The 16,367-nt window shown below is 45.0% G+C and carries 17 protein-coding genes and 1 tRNA gene; 10 read left to right on the forward strand and 8 right to left on the reverse strand.

Annotated features, from left to right (window positions below):
• Positions 1-16: 16 nt before the first annotated feature.
• Positions 17-101: transfer RNA gene (locus SPHMEL_RS01340), tRNA-Tyr, on the reverse strand.
• A gap of 60 nt (positions 102-161) precedes the next feature.
• On the opposite strand from SPHMEL_RS01340, the gene SPHMEL_RS01345 reads away from it, so the two are divergent.
• Positions 162-791 carry a translin family protein gene (locus SPHMEL_RS01345; protein WP_042666934.1) on the forward strand — a complete coding sequence of 210 codons (630 nt, stop codon included), beginning with the start codon at positions 162-164 and terminating at the stop codon, positions 789-791.
• A 117-nt stretch (positions 792-908) separates the two neighbouring features.
• On the forward strand, positions 909-1,364 hold the full coding sequence (locus SPHMEL_RS01350; RefSeq protein ID WP_042666935.1) for a helix-turn-helix transcriptional regulator: 456 nt from the start codon (positions 909-911) through the stop codon (positions 1,362-1,364).
• Between the two features lie 10 nt (positions 1,365-1,374).
• On the opposite strand, the gene SPHMEL_RS01355 is transcribed toward SPHMEL_RS01350, so the two are convergent.
• Complete coding sequence (locus SPHMEL_RS01355) at positions 1,375-2,694, reverse strand: TIGR04013 family B12-binding domain/radical SAM domain-containing protein (RefSeq protein WP_042666936.1); 1,320 nt, start codon at positions 2,692-2,694, stop codon at positions 1,375-1,377.
• A gap of 113 nt (positions 2,695-2,807) precedes the next feature.
• Between SPHMEL_RS01355 and SPHMEL_RS01360 the strand changes: the two genes are divergently transcribed.
• Complete coding sequence (locus SPHMEL_RS01360; RefSeq protein ID WP_042666938.1) at positions 2,808-3,089, forward strand: hypothetical protein; 282 nt, start codon at positions 2,808-2,810, stop codon at positions 3,087-3,089.
• On the opposite strand, the gene SPHMEL_RS01365 is transcribed toward SPHMEL_RS01360, so the two are convergent.
• Complete coding sequence (locus SPHMEL_RS01365) at positions 3,079-3,762, reverse strand: HAD family hydrolase (protein ID WP_232216704.1); 684 nt, start codon at positions 3,760-3,762, stop codon at positions 3,079-3,081. The genes SPHMEL_RS01360 and SPHMEL_RS01365 overlap by 11 nt on opposite strands.
• A gap of 150 nt (positions 3,763-3,912) precedes the next feature.
• On the opposite strand from SPHMEL_RS01365, the gene SPHMEL_RS01370 reads away from it, so the two are divergent.
• From SPHMEL_RS01370 to SPHMEL_RS01385, 4 genes are all read left to right on the forward strand, one after another.
• Positions 3,913-4,533 carry an IS607 family transposase gene (locus SPHMEL_RS01370; RefSeq protein WP_042666942.1) on the forward strand — a complete coding sequence of 207 codons (621 nt, stop codon included), beginning with the start codon at positions 3,913-3,915 and terminating at the stop codon, positions 4,531-4,533.
• A complete protein-coding gene (locus SPHMEL_RS01375; RefSeq protein WP_084322063.1) occupies positions 4,508-5,794 on the forward strand; it encodes an IS200/IS605 family accessory protein TnpB-related protein in 1,287 nt (428 codons plus the stop codon). The genes SPHMEL_RS01370 and SPHMEL_RS01375 overlap by 26 nt, the downstream gene beginning before the upstream one ends.
• Positions 5,795-5,912: 118 nt before the next feature.
• Entirely contained in the window at positions 5,913-6,398 is a 486-nt protein-coding gene (locus SPHMEL_RS01380) for a hypothetical protein (protein ID WP_042666943.1), read from the forward strand.
• Between the two features lie 15 nt (positions 6,399-6,413).
• Positions 6,414-7,136: a TatD family hydrolase gene (locus SPHMEL_RS01385; protein WP_232216705.1), complete on the forward strand. Its 723-nt coding sequence runs from the start codon at positions 6,414-6,416 to the stop codon at positions 7,134-7,136.
• On the opposite strand, the gene SPHMEL_RS01390 is transcribed toward SPHMEL_RS01385, so the two are convergent.
• Positions 7,129-7,401, reverse strand: coding sequence for a hypothetical protein (locus tag SPHMEL_RS01390; protein ID WP_042666944.1), 273 nt, complete (start codon positions 7,399-7,401; stop codon positions 7,129-7,131). The two genes, SPHMEL_RS01385 and SPHMEL_RS01390, sit on opposite strands and share 8 nt — an antisense overlap.
• A gap of 56 nt (positions 7,402-7,457) precedes the next feature.
• Positions 7,458-8,171, reverse strand: a complete 714-nt coding sequence (locus tag SPHMEL_RS01395) for a transcriptional regulator (protein ID WP_042666946.1) — start codon at positions 8,169-8,171, stop codon at positions 7,458-7,460.
• Between the two features lie 323 nt (positions 8,172-8,494).
• On the opposite strand from SPHMEL_RS01395, the gene SPHMEL_RS01400 reads away from it, so the two are divergent.
• Positions 8,495-8,803, forward strand: coding sequence for a hypothetical protein (locus SPHMEL_RS01400; RefSeq protein WP_042666949.1), 309 nt, complete (start codon positions 8,495-8,497; stop codon positions 8,801-8,803).
• Here SPHMEL_RS01400 and SPHMEL_RS01405 read toward each other — a convergent pair.
• A complete protein-coding gene (locus tag SPHMEL_RS01405; protein WP_084322064.1) occupies positions 8,783-9,862 on the reverse strand; it encodes an L-threonylcarbamoyladenylate synthase in 1,080 nt (359 codons plus the stop codon). The genes SPHMEL_RS01400 and SPHMEL_RS01405 overlap by 21 nt on opposite strands.
• A gap of 90 nt (positions 9,863-9,952) precedes the next feature.
• On the opposite strand from SPHMEL_RS01405, the gene SPHMEL_RS01410 reads away from it, so the two are divergent.
• Entirely contained in the window at positions 9,953-10,741 is a 789-nt protein-coding gene (locus SPHMEL_RS01410; protein WP_042667895.1) for a KaiC domain-containing protein, read from the forward strand.
• On the opposite strand, the gene SPHMEL_RS01415 is transcribed toward SPHMEL_RS01410, so the two are convergent.
• Together SPHMEL_RS01415 and SPHMEL_RS01420 are read right to left on the reverse strand one after the other, a co-directional pair.
• Entirely contained in the window at positions 10,738-13,182 is a 2,445-nt protein-coding gene (locus tag SPHMEL_RS01415) for a tRNA(Met) cytidine acetyltransferase TmcA (RefSeq protein WP_042666953.1), read from the reverse strand. The genes SPHMEL_RS01410 and SPHMEL_RS01415 overlap by 4 nt on opposite strands.
• A 61-nt stretch (positions 13,183-13,243) precedes the next feature.
• Positions 13,244-15,484, reverse strand: coding sequence for a CDC48 family AAA ATPase (locus tag SPHMEL_RS01420; RefSeq protein ID WP_042666955.1), 2,241 nt, complete (start codon positions 15,482-15,484; stop codon positions 13,244-13,246).
• A 92-nt stretch (positions 15,485-15,576) separates the two neighbouring features.
• Here SPHMEL_RS01420 and SPHMEL_RS01425 point away from each other — a divergent pair, with 92 nt between their 5' ends.
• Complete coding sequence (locus SPHMEL_RS01425) at positions 15,577-16,326, forward strand: KaiC domain-containing protein (RefSeq protein WP_042666957.1); 750 nt, start codon at positions 15,577-15,579, stop codon at positions 16,324-16,326.
• Positions 16,327-16,367 lie beyond the last annotated feature (41 nt).

Here is a 16,367-nt window from a genome sequence, read left to right on the forward strand (position 1 = left end):
AATACTATAGGGGAAATCCCGCCGGGGGGATTTGAACCCCCGGCCACCCGGTGTCTATGCCCTCACTACAGCCGGGCGCTCTGCCGCTGAGCTACGGCGGGACTCCCATCAGCAATTTTAATTATGGCAGGGTCTTATATAGTTTTCAACTAGGGGGAGATATGGAGAACATAGAGGAAATACTCAACGTCATCAGGAATAGTATCGATGAGATCGATGGGATTCTAAGCCTTAAGGACTCTGTACGTGAAGAGGTATACAGGCTTGTCAGGGAACTTACAAGGAACTCTAGCGACGTTGTAACACTGATCCACAGGGGGCTCATCGGTGATGCTGAGAAAAGGCTCAGCATTGCTGAAGGTATTGTTAAAAAGATAAACGGGCTAATGAGGGAACACCCCGACATATACTATAGTGGCATGGTTTACAATGGGTTAAGCGAGTATGTTGAGGCAGCATTATTCTATGAAGTGATAGTTAAAAACAATGTCTCATCGTGGAGACGCCTAGACGTACCATATGTTCCATATTTACAGGGACTAGGGGATCTCATCGGGGAACTCAGGAGATATATTATTAAACTACTTGACAAAGGATTAATAGATGAGGCGGTTAAATACTTTAATCTCATGGAGGAGATATACATAAGCCTGAGGAAACTAGATTACCCGGATGCCCTCACGCCAGGGTTAAGACATAAGGTGGATGTAGCATCCAGGCTTGTTGAAGACACTCGGATGCTTATTCTTAACACGAAAAACGCGTATATATGTGCACCTGGAAAAACTTGAAGCCCTAGTATTCAGGAATGTATCTGTTGGTGTCAAATATATTAGATTCTTCACCAGAATATCTAATTAGGCAGGGTGCTTACCATACAAACCACGTGAAACCTGTGGTGAACAACAATGGGTGGCAGAGAGTTCTCAGAAAATGAGGTACAGATATTAAAATATCTGGTAAGGCATTCGGGCCAGGAGATATATCAAAGTCAGTTAAGCAAGGACTTGAACCTTGACCCGAGGATCATTTCAAAAATCCTCATAAAACTCGAGGAACTCGGTTCAGTGGAAAGAATCTCTATTACGCATGGCGGTCGTAGGACATTTCTAGTTAAACCAGTGAGGGAGAAACTAATTAGAATCATGGAGGAGGCGGGTATAGATCCTTATTCACTAGAAGAAATATTCAACGATGTGGCGGATATCCCATGCATTAAATGTCCATATATATATAAGTGTTATGAGGGAGGCTACTACGATCCCGCTTCGTGCCAATGGCTCACAGACTATCTGAGGAGAAAAGCTGGAACTCATGGCAGTTTAATCAGCCCTAGAAGCGAATCCAGGACTCAAGGTATTTGAATAAGGATTGTTAAAACGTTTTCATAGTAGGGCCTTTATATATGGAAGGCGCTATCACACCTCTCTCATGTAGCTTTATTATTTTTTCAGATAACTCTTTCTGACTAAACCAGGATCCATAAGCCTTCCCAGAACCTATTAACCGGCTTATCTTCACCTCTATATCGTTAGGTATCCTTGCTGGAGGATGAAGCCCTAGTGGTGAACCCGGTAATGGTAGATAGTAATGTATGTGTATCCTGCCATTATTTCTTATTACTTCATCTATAAGTTCTAGAGTTAGCTCCTGGTCCTCCCGTGTTTCACCTGGTATCCCGAGAATTATGTCAACGCTTGGTGTGAAACCATTCTCTGAGATCTCCTTTACAGCGTTTAAAACATCCTCGACACTATGTCCCCTCCTTATTAATCTAAGTACCCGGTTACTTCCTGATTGAGCTCCTACAATGATCTCCCGGTTGTTCACGTATTTCCTTAGTACTCTTACTACATCCTTGTTCACGTGTTCCGGTCTTACTTCACTAGGGAAGGAGCCGTAGAATATGCGCCCACCAATACTTCTCAGGGCACTGTGTATCGATGAGAGAAGCTCCTCGATTAAACCGGTGTCGGGCTCACGACTTATTTTAGTAAGCCCGTATGATAGGCTATCCGGCGTTATAAACCTATAATCCCTTACACCGATCCTAGCCATTTCCTTAACATAGAACACTATTTTTTCAATGCTTCTATGCCTATAGCTCATTCCATGTATATAGCTTACCTGGCAGTAAAGGCATCCATATGGGCATCCCCGTGTTATCTCTAATGGATTAATTATTCTCCTCCAGTATGGGAAGGGATCGTGTTTATCGAGGTCTATGGGTCTCGCCCTACCTGTGGCTATCACCTTGTCTTCCTCACGGAAGACTATTCCCTTGGTGGTAAATGGATCCGTGTCGTTAACCAGGTGACGTAGGAACTCATCGAGGCTTCCCTCGGCTTCACCTATGAAGGCTACTTTGAAGCCGAGGCTGAATAGAGTTCCCAGCGGATCTCCTGTGGCGTGGGGACCGCCCGCTATCGTAATACAGTTTTTCTCCTCGAGGTATTTGAGGATGCTTTTTAATTCACTAAGGAATGCGTCATTCACTAACATGGTTGTTAGAATACTGTATCCCACAACACATTTCTCATTATTCATTAAAGCCTCGTTGACAGCTGCGTAGAGCTCGCCAGTGTCCTCGGCTAACACTACTCTTACACCGGGTATTTTATCAGCTACAGCGATAAGCGGGTTTAAGCTATACCTCACCGTTTTATCATACCGTAGAATCAGCCTTACACTCATACCGGGTACTCCTATTCCGGGTACTTATCTGGAGATATATTTAAAGCATCTTTAAACCAAAATTATACTCCAGTAATAAATGTTTAGCCTATGGAACTAGTGAGGCGATATCAATGGCTAATTTAACCCAGGATGAGATCGAGGAATTAGCTAGGAGAGTGAGATTAAAGATATTACATGAGGATGAGGAAGTAGTTCTCATGACAGCCCCTAATGAGGAGCAATTGGAATCCATTATAAAGGAGTTGATAAGCTATAAACCAATGAACCTACGTGAAATACATATAATACTATCAGGTATCGCGAGTGAGGACAAAATCAGAAGGGCACTCAACTCTCTACTAGACCGTGGTGAAGCCTATATAACTAATGATGGAAGATACGTCAGCAACTAGCCCTTTTATCTATTTCAGGTATCCATTCAATGACCTCGAAGAGGTTTTTAACTACTATCTCAGCCCCCTTCCTCCTTAATAATTCACCTCTATAATCATCCTTGTTCACCCCGATGAATGGTATACCGAGCTTCTTACAGCTGAGTAGATCCGTTGTAAAATCACCAATGCATAACGCGTTGCAGGGGCTTACCCAGTGTTTTCTAAGGATGTATGATATAAGCCATGATTTATCGAAGAGGTATTCTTCGAAGCCGTTAAGCCTCTTAAGGTCGCATACGGTGTATACTTCATCTATGTACTCGCTTAACCCAAGCATCCTAAGATCCCTCCATATATACTCGTTACTAGTCTCACGACCCGATACCACAACCGCCTTCACGGAGAGGCCTTTAAGGAGCCTCAGGAGATCTCTGACGCCATCCATCGGTAATGGATGCCTTGAGACATATAGTCTCCTAAATAAAACCCAGAAATCAGTCTCACTTACGTCTTCAGGGATACGAGTAGATAGCTTATCCTGGTTTAACAATGTCAGGAATTCTTCAAATGATATAAAGCCGCCTCCATAGTGTTTAAGAGCGTTTGAATAGGCTTCGTAGAAATCAAATACATTATATACCATTGTTAAATCATAGTCCAGTAGCACCAGTCTGATATTCAATAAATCCACCCTTCCCTAGTATCTTATACTCAATGTGTTGACAGCGCTACTCAAAATGAGAACCATGTTAAAAATAAAAAGCTTATTTAAGCCGAGAGGCTGTACCCGATTAAACGATAAATTTAAATAGTTTTGATTACTTCTAATTACTTGATGAAGATGGAGAAGCTGTACAAGCTCAGCGAGTTCGCTAGGATTCTCGGCGTGAGCCGTAGCGCGGTGATAAAGTGGATTAGGACTGGGAGGGTTAGGGCTGTCAACATCCACGGCAGGTGGTATATCCCGGAGTCTGAGATTGAAAGATTAACCAAGGGGTTCTACGCTGATTTGAAGAGAGTCGCTATCTATGCTAGGGTCAGCGGTGGTACGCAAAGGGATGACCTGGAGAGGCAGGTTGCTTCGCTGGAAGACTATGTTAGAAAACAGTTTCCACAAGCCGAGTACGTGGTTGTTAGAGACGTCGCTAGCGGTCTTAAGGAGGACAGGCGCGGTTTAGGGAAGCTCATTGAAATGGCTAGGAAGAGGCAGATAGACGCTGTGGTGGTGGCTTACAGGGATAGACTGACTAGGTTTGGCTTCACCTATCTCGAGAAGCTCTTCGAGGCATACGGTGTGAGAGTAGTAGTCGTTTTCGACCAAGAGCCCAAAGACTACTACCAGGAGCTAGTCGAGGACCTAATAGCGATCGTCACCAGCTTCGCCAGCAAAATCTACGGCAAGCGTAGCCACAAGTACAGGAAGGTGGTGGAGGTCGTTGAGCAAGCTGTCAAAGACCCTTAAGAGGACAGTAGTGTTGGAAGGCTGGACTAATAGTGCTGGCAGGCGAGCGCTTAGGGAAGTCTTTGAAGCATACAGAACCATGCTCCAAGAGATGGTCGAATACGCGGTCGAGCGCAACGCCTCGCAGGTCACTCTGCACAGGATCTTCTACCACAAGTTCAGGGAGGAGTACCCTTGGCTACCGACAAGAGTGATCAAGGGTTGCTACCGCGACGCGGTCAGGAGGGCTAGGAGCTTCCTGAGGCTGAAGAAGAGGGGGCTCGCGCGGAGCGACAAGCCGGTAGTGAAGAACATCACGGTGGCCTACTCTGACCTTCAGGACTGGAGGTTGGGGAGCGGGGTCGTCGAGCTGAGGACGCACAACGGCTGGATATTGATCCATTACAGGGGTCACAAGCAACTGCGCAGGTACCTCTACAGCGGCTGGAGTCTCTCAAGCGAGCTTAGGGTCAAGCTTGATGGAAAGAGGGTATTGCTCTACTTGACCTTTAAGAAAGACTTCGAGGTCTCCTACAACCCTAACAATGTCATTGCTGTTGATGTTAATGAGAATAACGTCACATTGGCTGTCTTCAAGAATAGAGCGCTGTACGAAGTCTATAGGGTCGAGACCAGCCTAGGCAAAATGGTCATCGCATACTCCGAGAGGAGAAGGAGGATCGCGGAGGGGAGGTCGACAAAGGACAGGGGTGTGAGGGGGGCGCTGAGGAGGCTGAGGGAGAGGGGGAGGAAGATGGACATTATCTACAAGGTCGCTAGGTTCATCGAGGGGCTGGCCTACGCGAACAGCGCAGTCGTGGTCGTCGGGGACGTCCGCAAGGGTAAGAGAAGGCTCGCTAGCAGAGCAGGGAGCGGTAGCCTCAGGCACAGGATCCACCAGTGGAGCATCTCGAAGCTGGTGGAGGTACTGGATAACAAGCCCATACACGTCGTCGAGGTGTCGGAGGCGTACTCCTCCTCGAGGGATCCCTTTAGTGGAGAGCCCATTGAAAATTGCACCCCCTCTGTGATCCGCGCTGCGGTGAGAGGGAGGAGGGTGAAAGTAGCCAAGATCACCCTAAGGCTGGCCGGGCTGAGCAACGGGCTGACCCTAGACAGGGACGTCATCGGAGCCATAAACATAGGATTGAAGCACCTATCCACAGATGGGAGCCCCGTGGCGTTGGGCTCGACGGGATCCCATGAGGTGCGGGTGAAGCTAGTGAACCCGCACCAAGGGTCAACCCCACCCACGGAATTAAAAGTAATTGAAACCAATTAAAAGTACCGCGGGTGGGGAGACGCTACACAGGATCAGGTATTCGGGAGATACCTCATCTTTAATACGGTATTCGGCAAATTCATCATCAATATAGAGCTATTGTTGAAAGGGGTTATTAATGGTTAACATAGAGGCGTGCAAACCCCTCTCCAATGGTGGATGTGAGCGGGTGGAGTATGTTATCAAAGACAGCGTGATTTATTTCGAGGGAGAGCACCCTCTTATATTATTCAAGCATGACCCGGATACAAGAGTATTCTGTGAGGGTTATTTCATGCAGGTGTTTACCTGGGTGAGTGAGAAATACACTATATGGGGGGTTAAACCAGGGGGTAAATGTGTTATTGCTTCAGGTGGTGTTTTAGAGGATCACGGCAACTACTATGTATATCTCAAGGAACCAGGTAAGATACAGAGGGTAAAGCCCACCGGTCTTAGCGAGTTTCTAATACTAGTATTGAAAACCAAAGATTATATCCCGCTATTGGTAGAGGATGCCAGCATAGCCTCCACACTTATCAATGCTATTCATATATTTAGCGATGAATTAAACAGGGGAAAGATACTATTGCTACTAGGAAATAATATTCTTAATATTCATTGATTCGGGGTGTAAGTATTGTTAATCGACATGCATATTCACTGCCATGAATTAAGCCCTGATACGATAAAGGAGTATCTTGGGAGATACAAATTGGTGTGTGTCTCAGACGATCCATTGTCGAGTATGAAGACTATGAGACTTGCTGAAGCATACCCCGATATAACGCCCTGTGTCGGTATTCATCCATGGAGCATTAGGGAGTATAGTATCAATGATTTAAAGAACATATTAAATACAGCAGTGGAAAACAATATCAAATGCCTGGGGGAGATAGGGCTTGATAAACGTTTCACACCGGAAACCTTTAATAAGCAGTTGGAGTTCTTAAGGGAAGCCGTGGTTTACGCCAGAGAGTATGGTTTAATACTCAATATACACGCAGCTGGTGCTTGGAAGGAAGTATTTGATGAAGTATATAGAGGAGGTATTGAAAAGGCATTCTTTCACTGGTACACCGGTCCCCAGGACCTACTGAGTAGCATAGTTGAAGCAGGCTACTATGTAGGATTAAACCCTGCGTGGAGGATCCAGGTTAAACATAGGGAGATTATTACACGGGTACCAGTGGAAAATGTATTAACAGAGAGCGATGCCCCATATGAGTACCATGGTTTGAAACTAATGCCCGATCTAATACCGGGCTCAATAGAGTATTTAGCGTCTATAACAGGTAGTAGTGTTGGAGAGATAGAGGAGAAAATATGGAGGAACTACTTAAAAATCGTTGGCTCTAAGTAGAGGCGGATGCTTCATCCTTGAATACCACTAATACGAGGTTGCCGTTTATATTACGGGTAATTGTAACCGAGAAATCGAGTGTATTTATACTAGCACTCTTAAAATCGCTTAATCCCAGGCTCCTGAATGCGAGTATCTCCACCCTAGCTAGATCCACCGCTCTATTCAGTAATGTATGAAACTTTCTCTCACTCATTTTAACAGCGTTCGTGCTATAGTCGAGTACTCTGCCATCCTCATCCATCTTTACAAGTATAAAGCTCATTCAACCCCCTATCGGTGGATCAGGGAGGCACCTTTTTTAAAAGAGGGGGCTTATTGTTACCCCGTGTTAATAGTGCTCTGTAGTTCCTCGAGTACTTTATAAAGGTTTTTCATGAACCCATCTATTCTATCCTTAAGTAATCTATTGTTATCTATGCATGTATTTAACTCCTTATTCTTCGCCTCCAGCTCGTTTTGAAGCCTATTAACCTCTTCTTTGAGTGCTTGTACCTCATTCTCCCTATGCTTCAACAACTCTGTTAACTCATTGACCCTGGCCTCGAGCTGTTTGTTTTTCTCCCTTTGTTTCTCAATTTCCTCCTTAAGCACCTTGATTTGGTCTTCAAAGCCTGCAGCAGGGGCCTTGATGAATGGTATGAGTAGCTTTAACTCCCCTTTCTTGAGTTTCTCGTATGTTTCATGGATTAGTTTACCAGCCTTTGTCTTCATGTTTAAATGGCTCCTTATAGTGGTCTCACTTCTTCCTAGTTCCTCAGCTATCTGGCTGACGGGCAGTCCAGCCTTCATTCTGGCATATGCTCCAGCCGCCACCGCCAGGCTGTCAACCCATGTAGACCTCTCTACAGGATCATGTATTAATTCAAGGATTTCAGGCCTGTAGAGCGTGCCTATTATCAGGGCCATTTCAAGCTGGCTTATCTCGCGTTTGCCAAGCGGCTTCAAAGGTATGTTTGACAAATCGATTAAGACATCTCCGGATCCACTAGTACCTATATTGGTGGCTTCTCCGGTAGGATTGATTTCACCCATTTTCCCACCATATATTATTACTCTATATATCAGGGTTTAAAATCATCCCTGCTCTTGTGATCGATAATTATTCTTCAGAGAGAACAAATAATATCCGTGATCAGCAATCCTCCAGGAGCAGCATTCACCACTTCATGAGGCCCCGTCTATCAAGGCTTGGAGCTTGTTTATAAGCTTTTTGCTACATAATAATACCTGGAGTTTACGCACCCGAGAACGTAGCTTCAACCTACCTAGCAACCTGAAAGAATTAAAACAACCATAAAACATAAATAGTGTTTCAATCCATCTAGCTGTGCGTATTGTCCACGGGGTAATGCGTTATGAGCACATATTTCATTAAGGGGATCCCGGTTAAAGTATTAAATAACATGGTTGAAGCGTTTAGGCTGAAAGGCTTATGGGCTGAGAGGCATTCCTACAGCCTGAGAATAATGTATAATAATAGATTCGCTGCTTCACTACATCTTTATCCAGGATTCAACGAAGCAGTGCTTAGACTTATCAGCGGGGATCCCCTCATAAACTCGAAGATAAGGAGTATTGTTAAAGAGATAATGAGTATCTACCTACCGGGATATGTGGTTAGAGAAGTCGAAGTCAAGAATGTATTAGACACGTATAATGCTTGAAGACGCCTTTCTAAGCCTGTTCATAACTGCTAACCCGATACCTGTTTCAGGGAATCCCTCCACAAATACTGTTTTACACCCTATATTATCAACGTCTCTCAGTATTTTGAAGAGGTTTTTGGCTACTTCATACAGGTTTCTCCTAGAGCCAATGATTAATACGGCTTTCACTTTCTCCAGCTTCCTGTAATAACTACTTGTTTCAATAGATGAAACTATGCATATATCGCTATTAGTGGATACACTAATATCTCTAGCCGCCTCGATGATTTTATTAGCAATTACGCTGTAATCATTTGTCACAGACTCAACTAGGATTAACTTTGCCTCCGGAGAGTAATGCCTATACTTCATTCCGGGTGCTAGAGCCACCTCCGAGTATTTGAGGCCCCTGGCGAAATCAGGTATAGCTATTTTTCTTCCAAGTACCTTCTCGATCTCCTCCACTGGGTAGGCACCAGGCCTGAGTAAGGTGGGCGGGTCCTCAAGTATATTCACAACCGTTGATTCCACCCCGAAAAACGTCTCTCCTGCATCTATAATCGCATCAATTCTGCCCATGAGATCCCTTATCACATGTTCAGCCGTTACAGGGCTTGGTCTACCGGAGAGATTAGCGCTTGGAGCGGCTATCGGGTAGCCAACCACGTTGATTAACTCAAGAGCTGTTGGATGACCCGGCATTCTTACAGCTATAGTGTCTAATCCTCCTGTAACTATCTTAGGTACCCTGGGGTTTCTCGGTAGTATCAGCGTTAAGGGGCCTGGCCAGAATCTATTTATCAAATTATATGCGTCTTCAGGTATATTCAATGTGACTTCTTCAAGCATGTCTAGAGTAGATATATGTATGATTAAGGGGTTGTCGGGAGGCCTCATCTTGGCCTTAAATATCTTCTCAACAGCATCCTCGTAATATATGACTGCACCGAGCCCATACACTGTCTCGGTTGGAAAGGCTACTATACCCTTATTCAACAATATTCTTGCGGCTTGGATCAGGAGCTCCCTACTGGGATTAAGTGGATCAGTTCTTAAAATAAGTGTCACAACCCCCACCGATTTCCTGCCTAACTATTTAACAATGATTATAATCCTGTTTAAACTTATGAATTATTACGATATGTAAGGGTTGATGTCTTCTTGAACATGGGGAGAATACCCTCTGGGATACCAGGGCTAGACGAGCTCATAGAGGGGGGTATACCAAGGGGTTTCATGGTTGCTCTTGTAGGTGAACCAGGTACCGGTAAGACAGCTATGTCGATACAGTTCATATCAAAGGGGCTGCTGGAAGGCGATAAGGCCATATATGTTACAACAGAGGAGTCTAGGGAGAGCATTATTTCCCAGTCTAAACGGTTTGGAGTTGATCTAAAACCATATATTGATGATGGAAAGCTAGTTGTGATAGACGCGTTAATGGGTGAATACGGGGATCTATGGAGTCTTAAAGAACTAGACGTAGATGAATTAATCTCTATCATCATCGAGGCAAAGAAGTACCTCGGTCCAGGCCATGCTAGATTAGTCATAGACTCTATGAGTGCATTCTGGCTTGAGAAGCCGGTCATGGCTAGGAAATACAGTTACCAGGTTAAACGGGTTTTGAGTAAATGGGGATTCACAATACTTGCTACAAGCCAATACGCGGTAACAACTCAACTGGGCTTTGGCTTCGGCATCGAGCATGTTGCCGATGGAGTAATAAGGCTCCGTAAAAGCGTTGTAAAAGGAGTTCTCAAACGTTTCCTAGTCATCGAGAAGATGAGGCAGACTAATCATGATCAACATGTGTTCGAAGTAGAGATAGTGGATGGCTTAGGAGTCCGAATAGCTGGACCCGTGAAGGCCTCTAGATGGGATTTAGCACTCCCACCAGATGTAGTAGCGAGAATTATTGAGAGCGGCTTTGATAAATTAGAGTATGAGGGCTAAATATTGGACTCATGGAATTCATACATATAATCCCGTACACCGGGCACGTATTTATCTGGCTCTAAGCTAGTCAAGTAGTTAAAGTATATACAGGCTATCTCATGCCCTTCCTTCTGAAGCTCTTTAACCGGTACATGGGTTATCTCATGAACTTCGTCCCATGTGAGTGCTTGAAGAGACTTAGTGAGCAATACTATTTCCTGGAGACGGGTCAGCTTAGGCCTTACATCTGGGTGGAGCAACCAATGTATTCTAGCAATCTTGAACATTATATCTGCAGCAGCCTCGAAAGTCATAGGTCCCTGGCAGTACGTCCATAGGCGATCTATTGCCACAGGAGTGAACATGTGTATTGGTTTATCACGGTATACGTATGGCTCGCTATCAAGAATAAGTAGGGCTATCTCGGGCTCCATCTCCCTGTAGTTAACCGGTATACTATTAAGTATCTTGGATTTAAACTCGCCTGCAGCCTTCTCAACCAGTCTCCTCGCTACCTCACTTATCGGCTGTATCACCAGTATTGTATACTCCCCGCTTACAGGATTTCTATCCGGGCTGATGTGTACAGGGATAAACCCATTTCTAAGCCAGAACCTCAATAATTGCTCGTTTACACCAAATCCAGAGCCAATCCAGTCCAATCCCAGTCGAACGGCCTCCTCTCTTATTCTATTAAGTATCCAGCTTCCAATCCCCTTACCCTGTACAGCTGGATGCGTTGCTATTCTTACTATACGCCACCCCTTGGTCTTAGCGAAGTCCACATATCTCAGGTGCTTAAGAAACCTATCCGGAATAATGTTTCCGGGTATCTTCGATCCTTTAAGTAGTTCTGTGGCTGTTGCCTCATCTATTGGTCCCTCGTAGGCTATCTGAACAGCGCAAACTATTTTACCATTCCTCGTCTTTGCAGCCCTTACAAGGTGATGGGGGGCATCGGCTATCATTCCGAGATCATCTGGCTCGTTACGGTAGTGTGCCAGGACGTATATTCCAAATAGCTGTCTCAGCTCATTCTCATTATTAAATAATTCCTCTGGAGCATATTCTACATACACGAGGTTGCCTGACTCTATATCCTTCAAGTCCTCCTCGCTCAACTCGGCTGGCTCAGCATCAAGGAGAAGTGTTTTAAACTGCCAGTTTTCTATGGGGTCATTGTAATTGTAACGTATTGGCTCAGTCATCTCATACTCGTATAAGATAATATCTTTACTATTCTTTATCCTCTTAAGGAACCTCACCGAGAACCCTCTACCGGCACCCTCGTAGCCATGTATAGTGCTCGAAAAGATTATCCGTTTATGCGACTCCAGGATCTTGTATAATAATGGAACGTGGATACCGGCCGCTTCATCCACTATGACTACATCACCATTGATTTTCGGGATGTTTAATGGCTCCCAGTATTCTATGCTGAACCTATCGCTTCTCAACTCTATTACATTTCCATCTCTCCTGATTACATCATACTTATACCCTAGTTTATCAAGGACCTTCATGGCGAGCATCATTAAGGATTGGATATTGCTTGGCTCCGGTGCTGTGACAAGGACTCGTGGCTTAGGCTTTACTTTTCTAAGTAAGTGTATTAATCCAACAGCGCCTATGCCCACTGCACAACTCTTCCCCCTTCCCCTATCCGCTGTAAGTACGAGTACTTTCTTCTTACCGGGAGGTGGCTTCTCATAGAATTCCTCGATGATTTTCAACACGTTGACTTGATCCATGGTTAAGGCGTGCTCGTAAACCCCGCTCGGGAACAACGTGTTTTTCGGTATGTCTATTTTTCTCTCGTAAGGCTTATACTCGTTTCTTAGTTCAAGCCTCTTTATAATTCTATTATTGTCAGCATCATAGATGCCTATTCCATCGAATTCCAATAGGTGTTTTTTAACCCATTTAATAAACACATGACGTGGCTCAGGGTATTGGGGAACCGTTAGGTTCATCTTGAATATCGTCTTGAATTCGTCCCATTTATCCCACGGTGGCGTCAGTAATACAATTAGGCCGCCCCCCTCAACTATACCGATCAACCTCCCCAGGTCGTTAGGCTTTAAATCACGTGTTAAATCCATAACGAGGATTGAGACCGTTATACCCAGGTATTTATCGCTTTTCTCGTAGACCGTGAATTGGAAATCTATGTCCCCCAACTTTCCTATCTGTTTTTCAAACTCACTACGCATTGAGACTGCATCGTCGAACTCGTCGTGGTAGATATATAGCCCTGTGAACTCTTTCTTATCCTTAATCACTCTACGCCATTTCTTAACATAGTAATATATTAGCCTATACGTTAGAGACGCCATTTTAACGGGGTTCGAGCCAGAGATTATAACCATGCCTCTTATACGGTATCTCGCCAGCTTCTCTGAAGTCCTTCCACACTGCGTTAAAAACTTTAAGAATGAAGCCGGGATAGAACTATTCATATCTAATCACCAAATATACCGAATGCTTCACTACATGAAAGCCGTGGAGTACGAGTAAAAACTAGCCGTAGGGTAGTGAAACCCTTCTAAAGGAGCCGCTGCCGCTAACCCTCTTTAATTCCTTTGCAAGCCTCTCATACATCTCTATATCGCTTTTACTCAGTGAGGGAGGCACCTTCTCTAAAGCCTTAATGAAATGCTCCATCCCCACCTTAACTACATCCAGAGTCCCAGTGCTCCTATACCTCTCCCTTAGAGCTATTAGTGATGCCTCCCTGCATACAGCCGCTATATCAGCACCCGTGTAACCCTCTGTCCTCCTTGCTAGTTCATCCAGGTTCACGTCTTCGGCTAGAGGTAGCTTCCTTGTATGGACCTTGAATATTTGGAGCCTCGCATTATAGTCTGGAGGCGGCACGTATACGAGGCGATCGAATCTACCCGGCCTCAGGAGGGCTGGATCCAGGAGGTCAGGCCTATTCGTGGCGGCGATTGTCACAACCCTTCTCAAAGGCTGAATACCGTCGAGCTCCGTTAATAACTGGTTGACTATTCTATCTATTACACCGCTGGGATCGCTTCCCCTGATACCAGCTATACTGTCTATCTCATCAAAGAATACAACGGCTGGTGCAACCATTCTAGCCCTTCTAAATATCTGTCTAATAGCCTTCTCAGATTCTCCAACCCATTTACTGAGCACTTCTGGTCCCCTTACAGTTATAAAGTTTGCCCCGCTCTCGGTTGCAACAGCCTTCGCAAGCAGGGTCTTACCTGTTCCGGGGGGACCAAACAACAGTATTCCTTTAGGCGGCTCTAAACCCATCTTCTCGAATACATGTGGATACTTCATCGGCCACTCAATGGCTTCTCTTAATTCTTGTTTAACATCCTCTAACCCACCTATATCATCCCAATGCACGCTTGGTACTTCTACGAATACTTCCCTGATTAATGAGGGCTGCACATTCTTCATTGCTGTGAGAAAATCATCCATTGTAACCTTCAGCTTCTCCAGCTTCTCTGCTGGTATTGGTTGCCCCTTTTCTATCTCTATACCCTCCTCCTTCATGAATCTCCTTAAGGCATTCATTGCGGCTTCTTTCACAAGCGCCGCTATATCGGCCCCGGTGTATCCATGAGTCATATCAGCTATCTTATCGAGGTCTACATCCTCGGCTAGAGGCATGTTCCTAGTATGTACAGCCAGGATCTCCCTCCTTGCCCTCTTATCTGGTGGAGGTATCTCGATTTCCCTGTCAAATCTCCCAGGTCTCCTGAGAGCGGGATCTAATGCATCTGGTCGGTTTGTTGCACCGATAACTATTACTTTACCCCTCTCCTTCAAACCATCCATCAACGTGAGAAGCTGCGCCACCACTCTTTTCTCCACTTCACCAGTTACCTCCTCACGCTTAGGAGCAATGCTATCTATCTCATCAATGAATATGACGGCTGGCGCGTTGGCCTGGGCTTCCTCGAATATCTTCCTTAGCCTCTCCTCGGATTCACCGTAGAATTTACTCATTATCTCCGGTCCATTAATAGTTACAAAGTAAGCCCCTATCTCGTTAGCTAAAGCCTTAGCCAGCAGCGTCTTACCTGTGCCCGGTGGACCATAGAGCAATATCCCCTTAGGTGGCTCTATACCCAGATGCTCGAAGAGCTCTGGGTATTTTAAAGGTAGCTCGACGATCTCCCTTATCTTCTGCTTAACCTCATCTAAGTCTCCGATGTCCTCCCATGTTACTTTCGGAATGCCCTCGCCAAGTACCTCGGGCCTCACCGGCTCGGTCCTAACTTCGATATATGTGTGTTCAGTTATGTATACTATGGTAGAGGGTTGAGTACTTATCACGGCAAACCTGAGTAGCATACCGTATAATGGTACCTCGATTATATCCCCTCTCTTAACCGGGTTCCCTATTATTTGTCTCTTAATATAGCCGGATAAATCACCGTACACCGGTAGTTCGCCAATAGGTGCAATAGTCACCTTTACCGCTGGTTCTACAGATATCGGTCTAACAGTAACATAGTCTCCTGGTGAAACACCCAGTTTCTTTCTAACCATTCCATCTATTCGTATCAGCCCTGTACCCTCATCTTCAGGGTAAGCCTGCCAAACCTTCACTACATCACTACCCTTTGGGCCGATGACCTCGATGAAGTCTCCTGGTGAAACACCCAGTTTATCCATGGTTTCCCTATCGATCCGCGCGATTTTTCTACCCACATCTCTCTGCCTTGCCTCACCAACCCTTAGCTTAATCCCTTTTTCGCTTCTCTTCTGACTACTCATCTTGAATCCCTGATTATAATATAATTTTATATCTCAACAGCTATTAAAACAATATATAAGTGTTGAAGAATAATATAGTAACGGCGATAATTATGGTGGAGAGAGTTAAAACAGGGATACCTGGCTTGGATGACATCCTTAATGGAGGTATACCAAAGAGAAATATAGTGCTATTAAGCGGGGGACCGGGTACAGGGAAAACAATACTTGCTTCACAATTCCTCTGGAATGGACTACAACTCGGTGAGCCAGGCATATATGTTGCACTTGAGGAGCATCCTGTTCAGGTACGCATCAACATGAAGAATTTTGGATGGGATGTCCGCCAATACGAGCAGGAGGGCAAGTTCGCTGTGATAGATGCCTTTACCGGTGGGGTTGGTGAAGCAGCTAAGCGGGAGAAATATGTAGTGAAGGATACTGATAGCATTGAGGAGTTGATCGATGTATTGAGGACAGCGATCAGGGAGATTAATGCCCAGAGAGTTGTGGTTGACAGTGTTTCAACATTATATCTGTTAAAGCCCTCAATAGCCAGAAACGTGGTGCTTCAATTAAAGAAAGTATTATCTGGAATGGGGACCACAAGCCTTCTCGTTTCACAGGTATCAGTGACAGAGAGGGGATTCGGGGGCCCGGGTGTTGAGCACGCGGCTGATGGAATAGTGAGACTAGACCTTGATGAAATAGATGGAGAACTAGTTAGGAGCATAATAGTTTGGAAGATGCGTGGAACAAGTCACAGTATGAAGAGACATATAATGGAGATAACGGATAAAGGCGTAGTCGTATACCCTGATAAAGTGTTGAAGACGCGTAGATACATTGCAATACAGGAGTAGAGCAAGCTGCCACCGTATTCCAAGTATTACCCGGTAGTACC

The organism is Desulfurococcus amylolyticus Z-533 (assembly GCF_000513855.1).
Lineage (GTDB): Archaea > Thermoproteota > Thermoprotei_A > Sulfolobales > Desulfurococcaceae > Desulfurococcus > Desulfurococcus amylolyticus.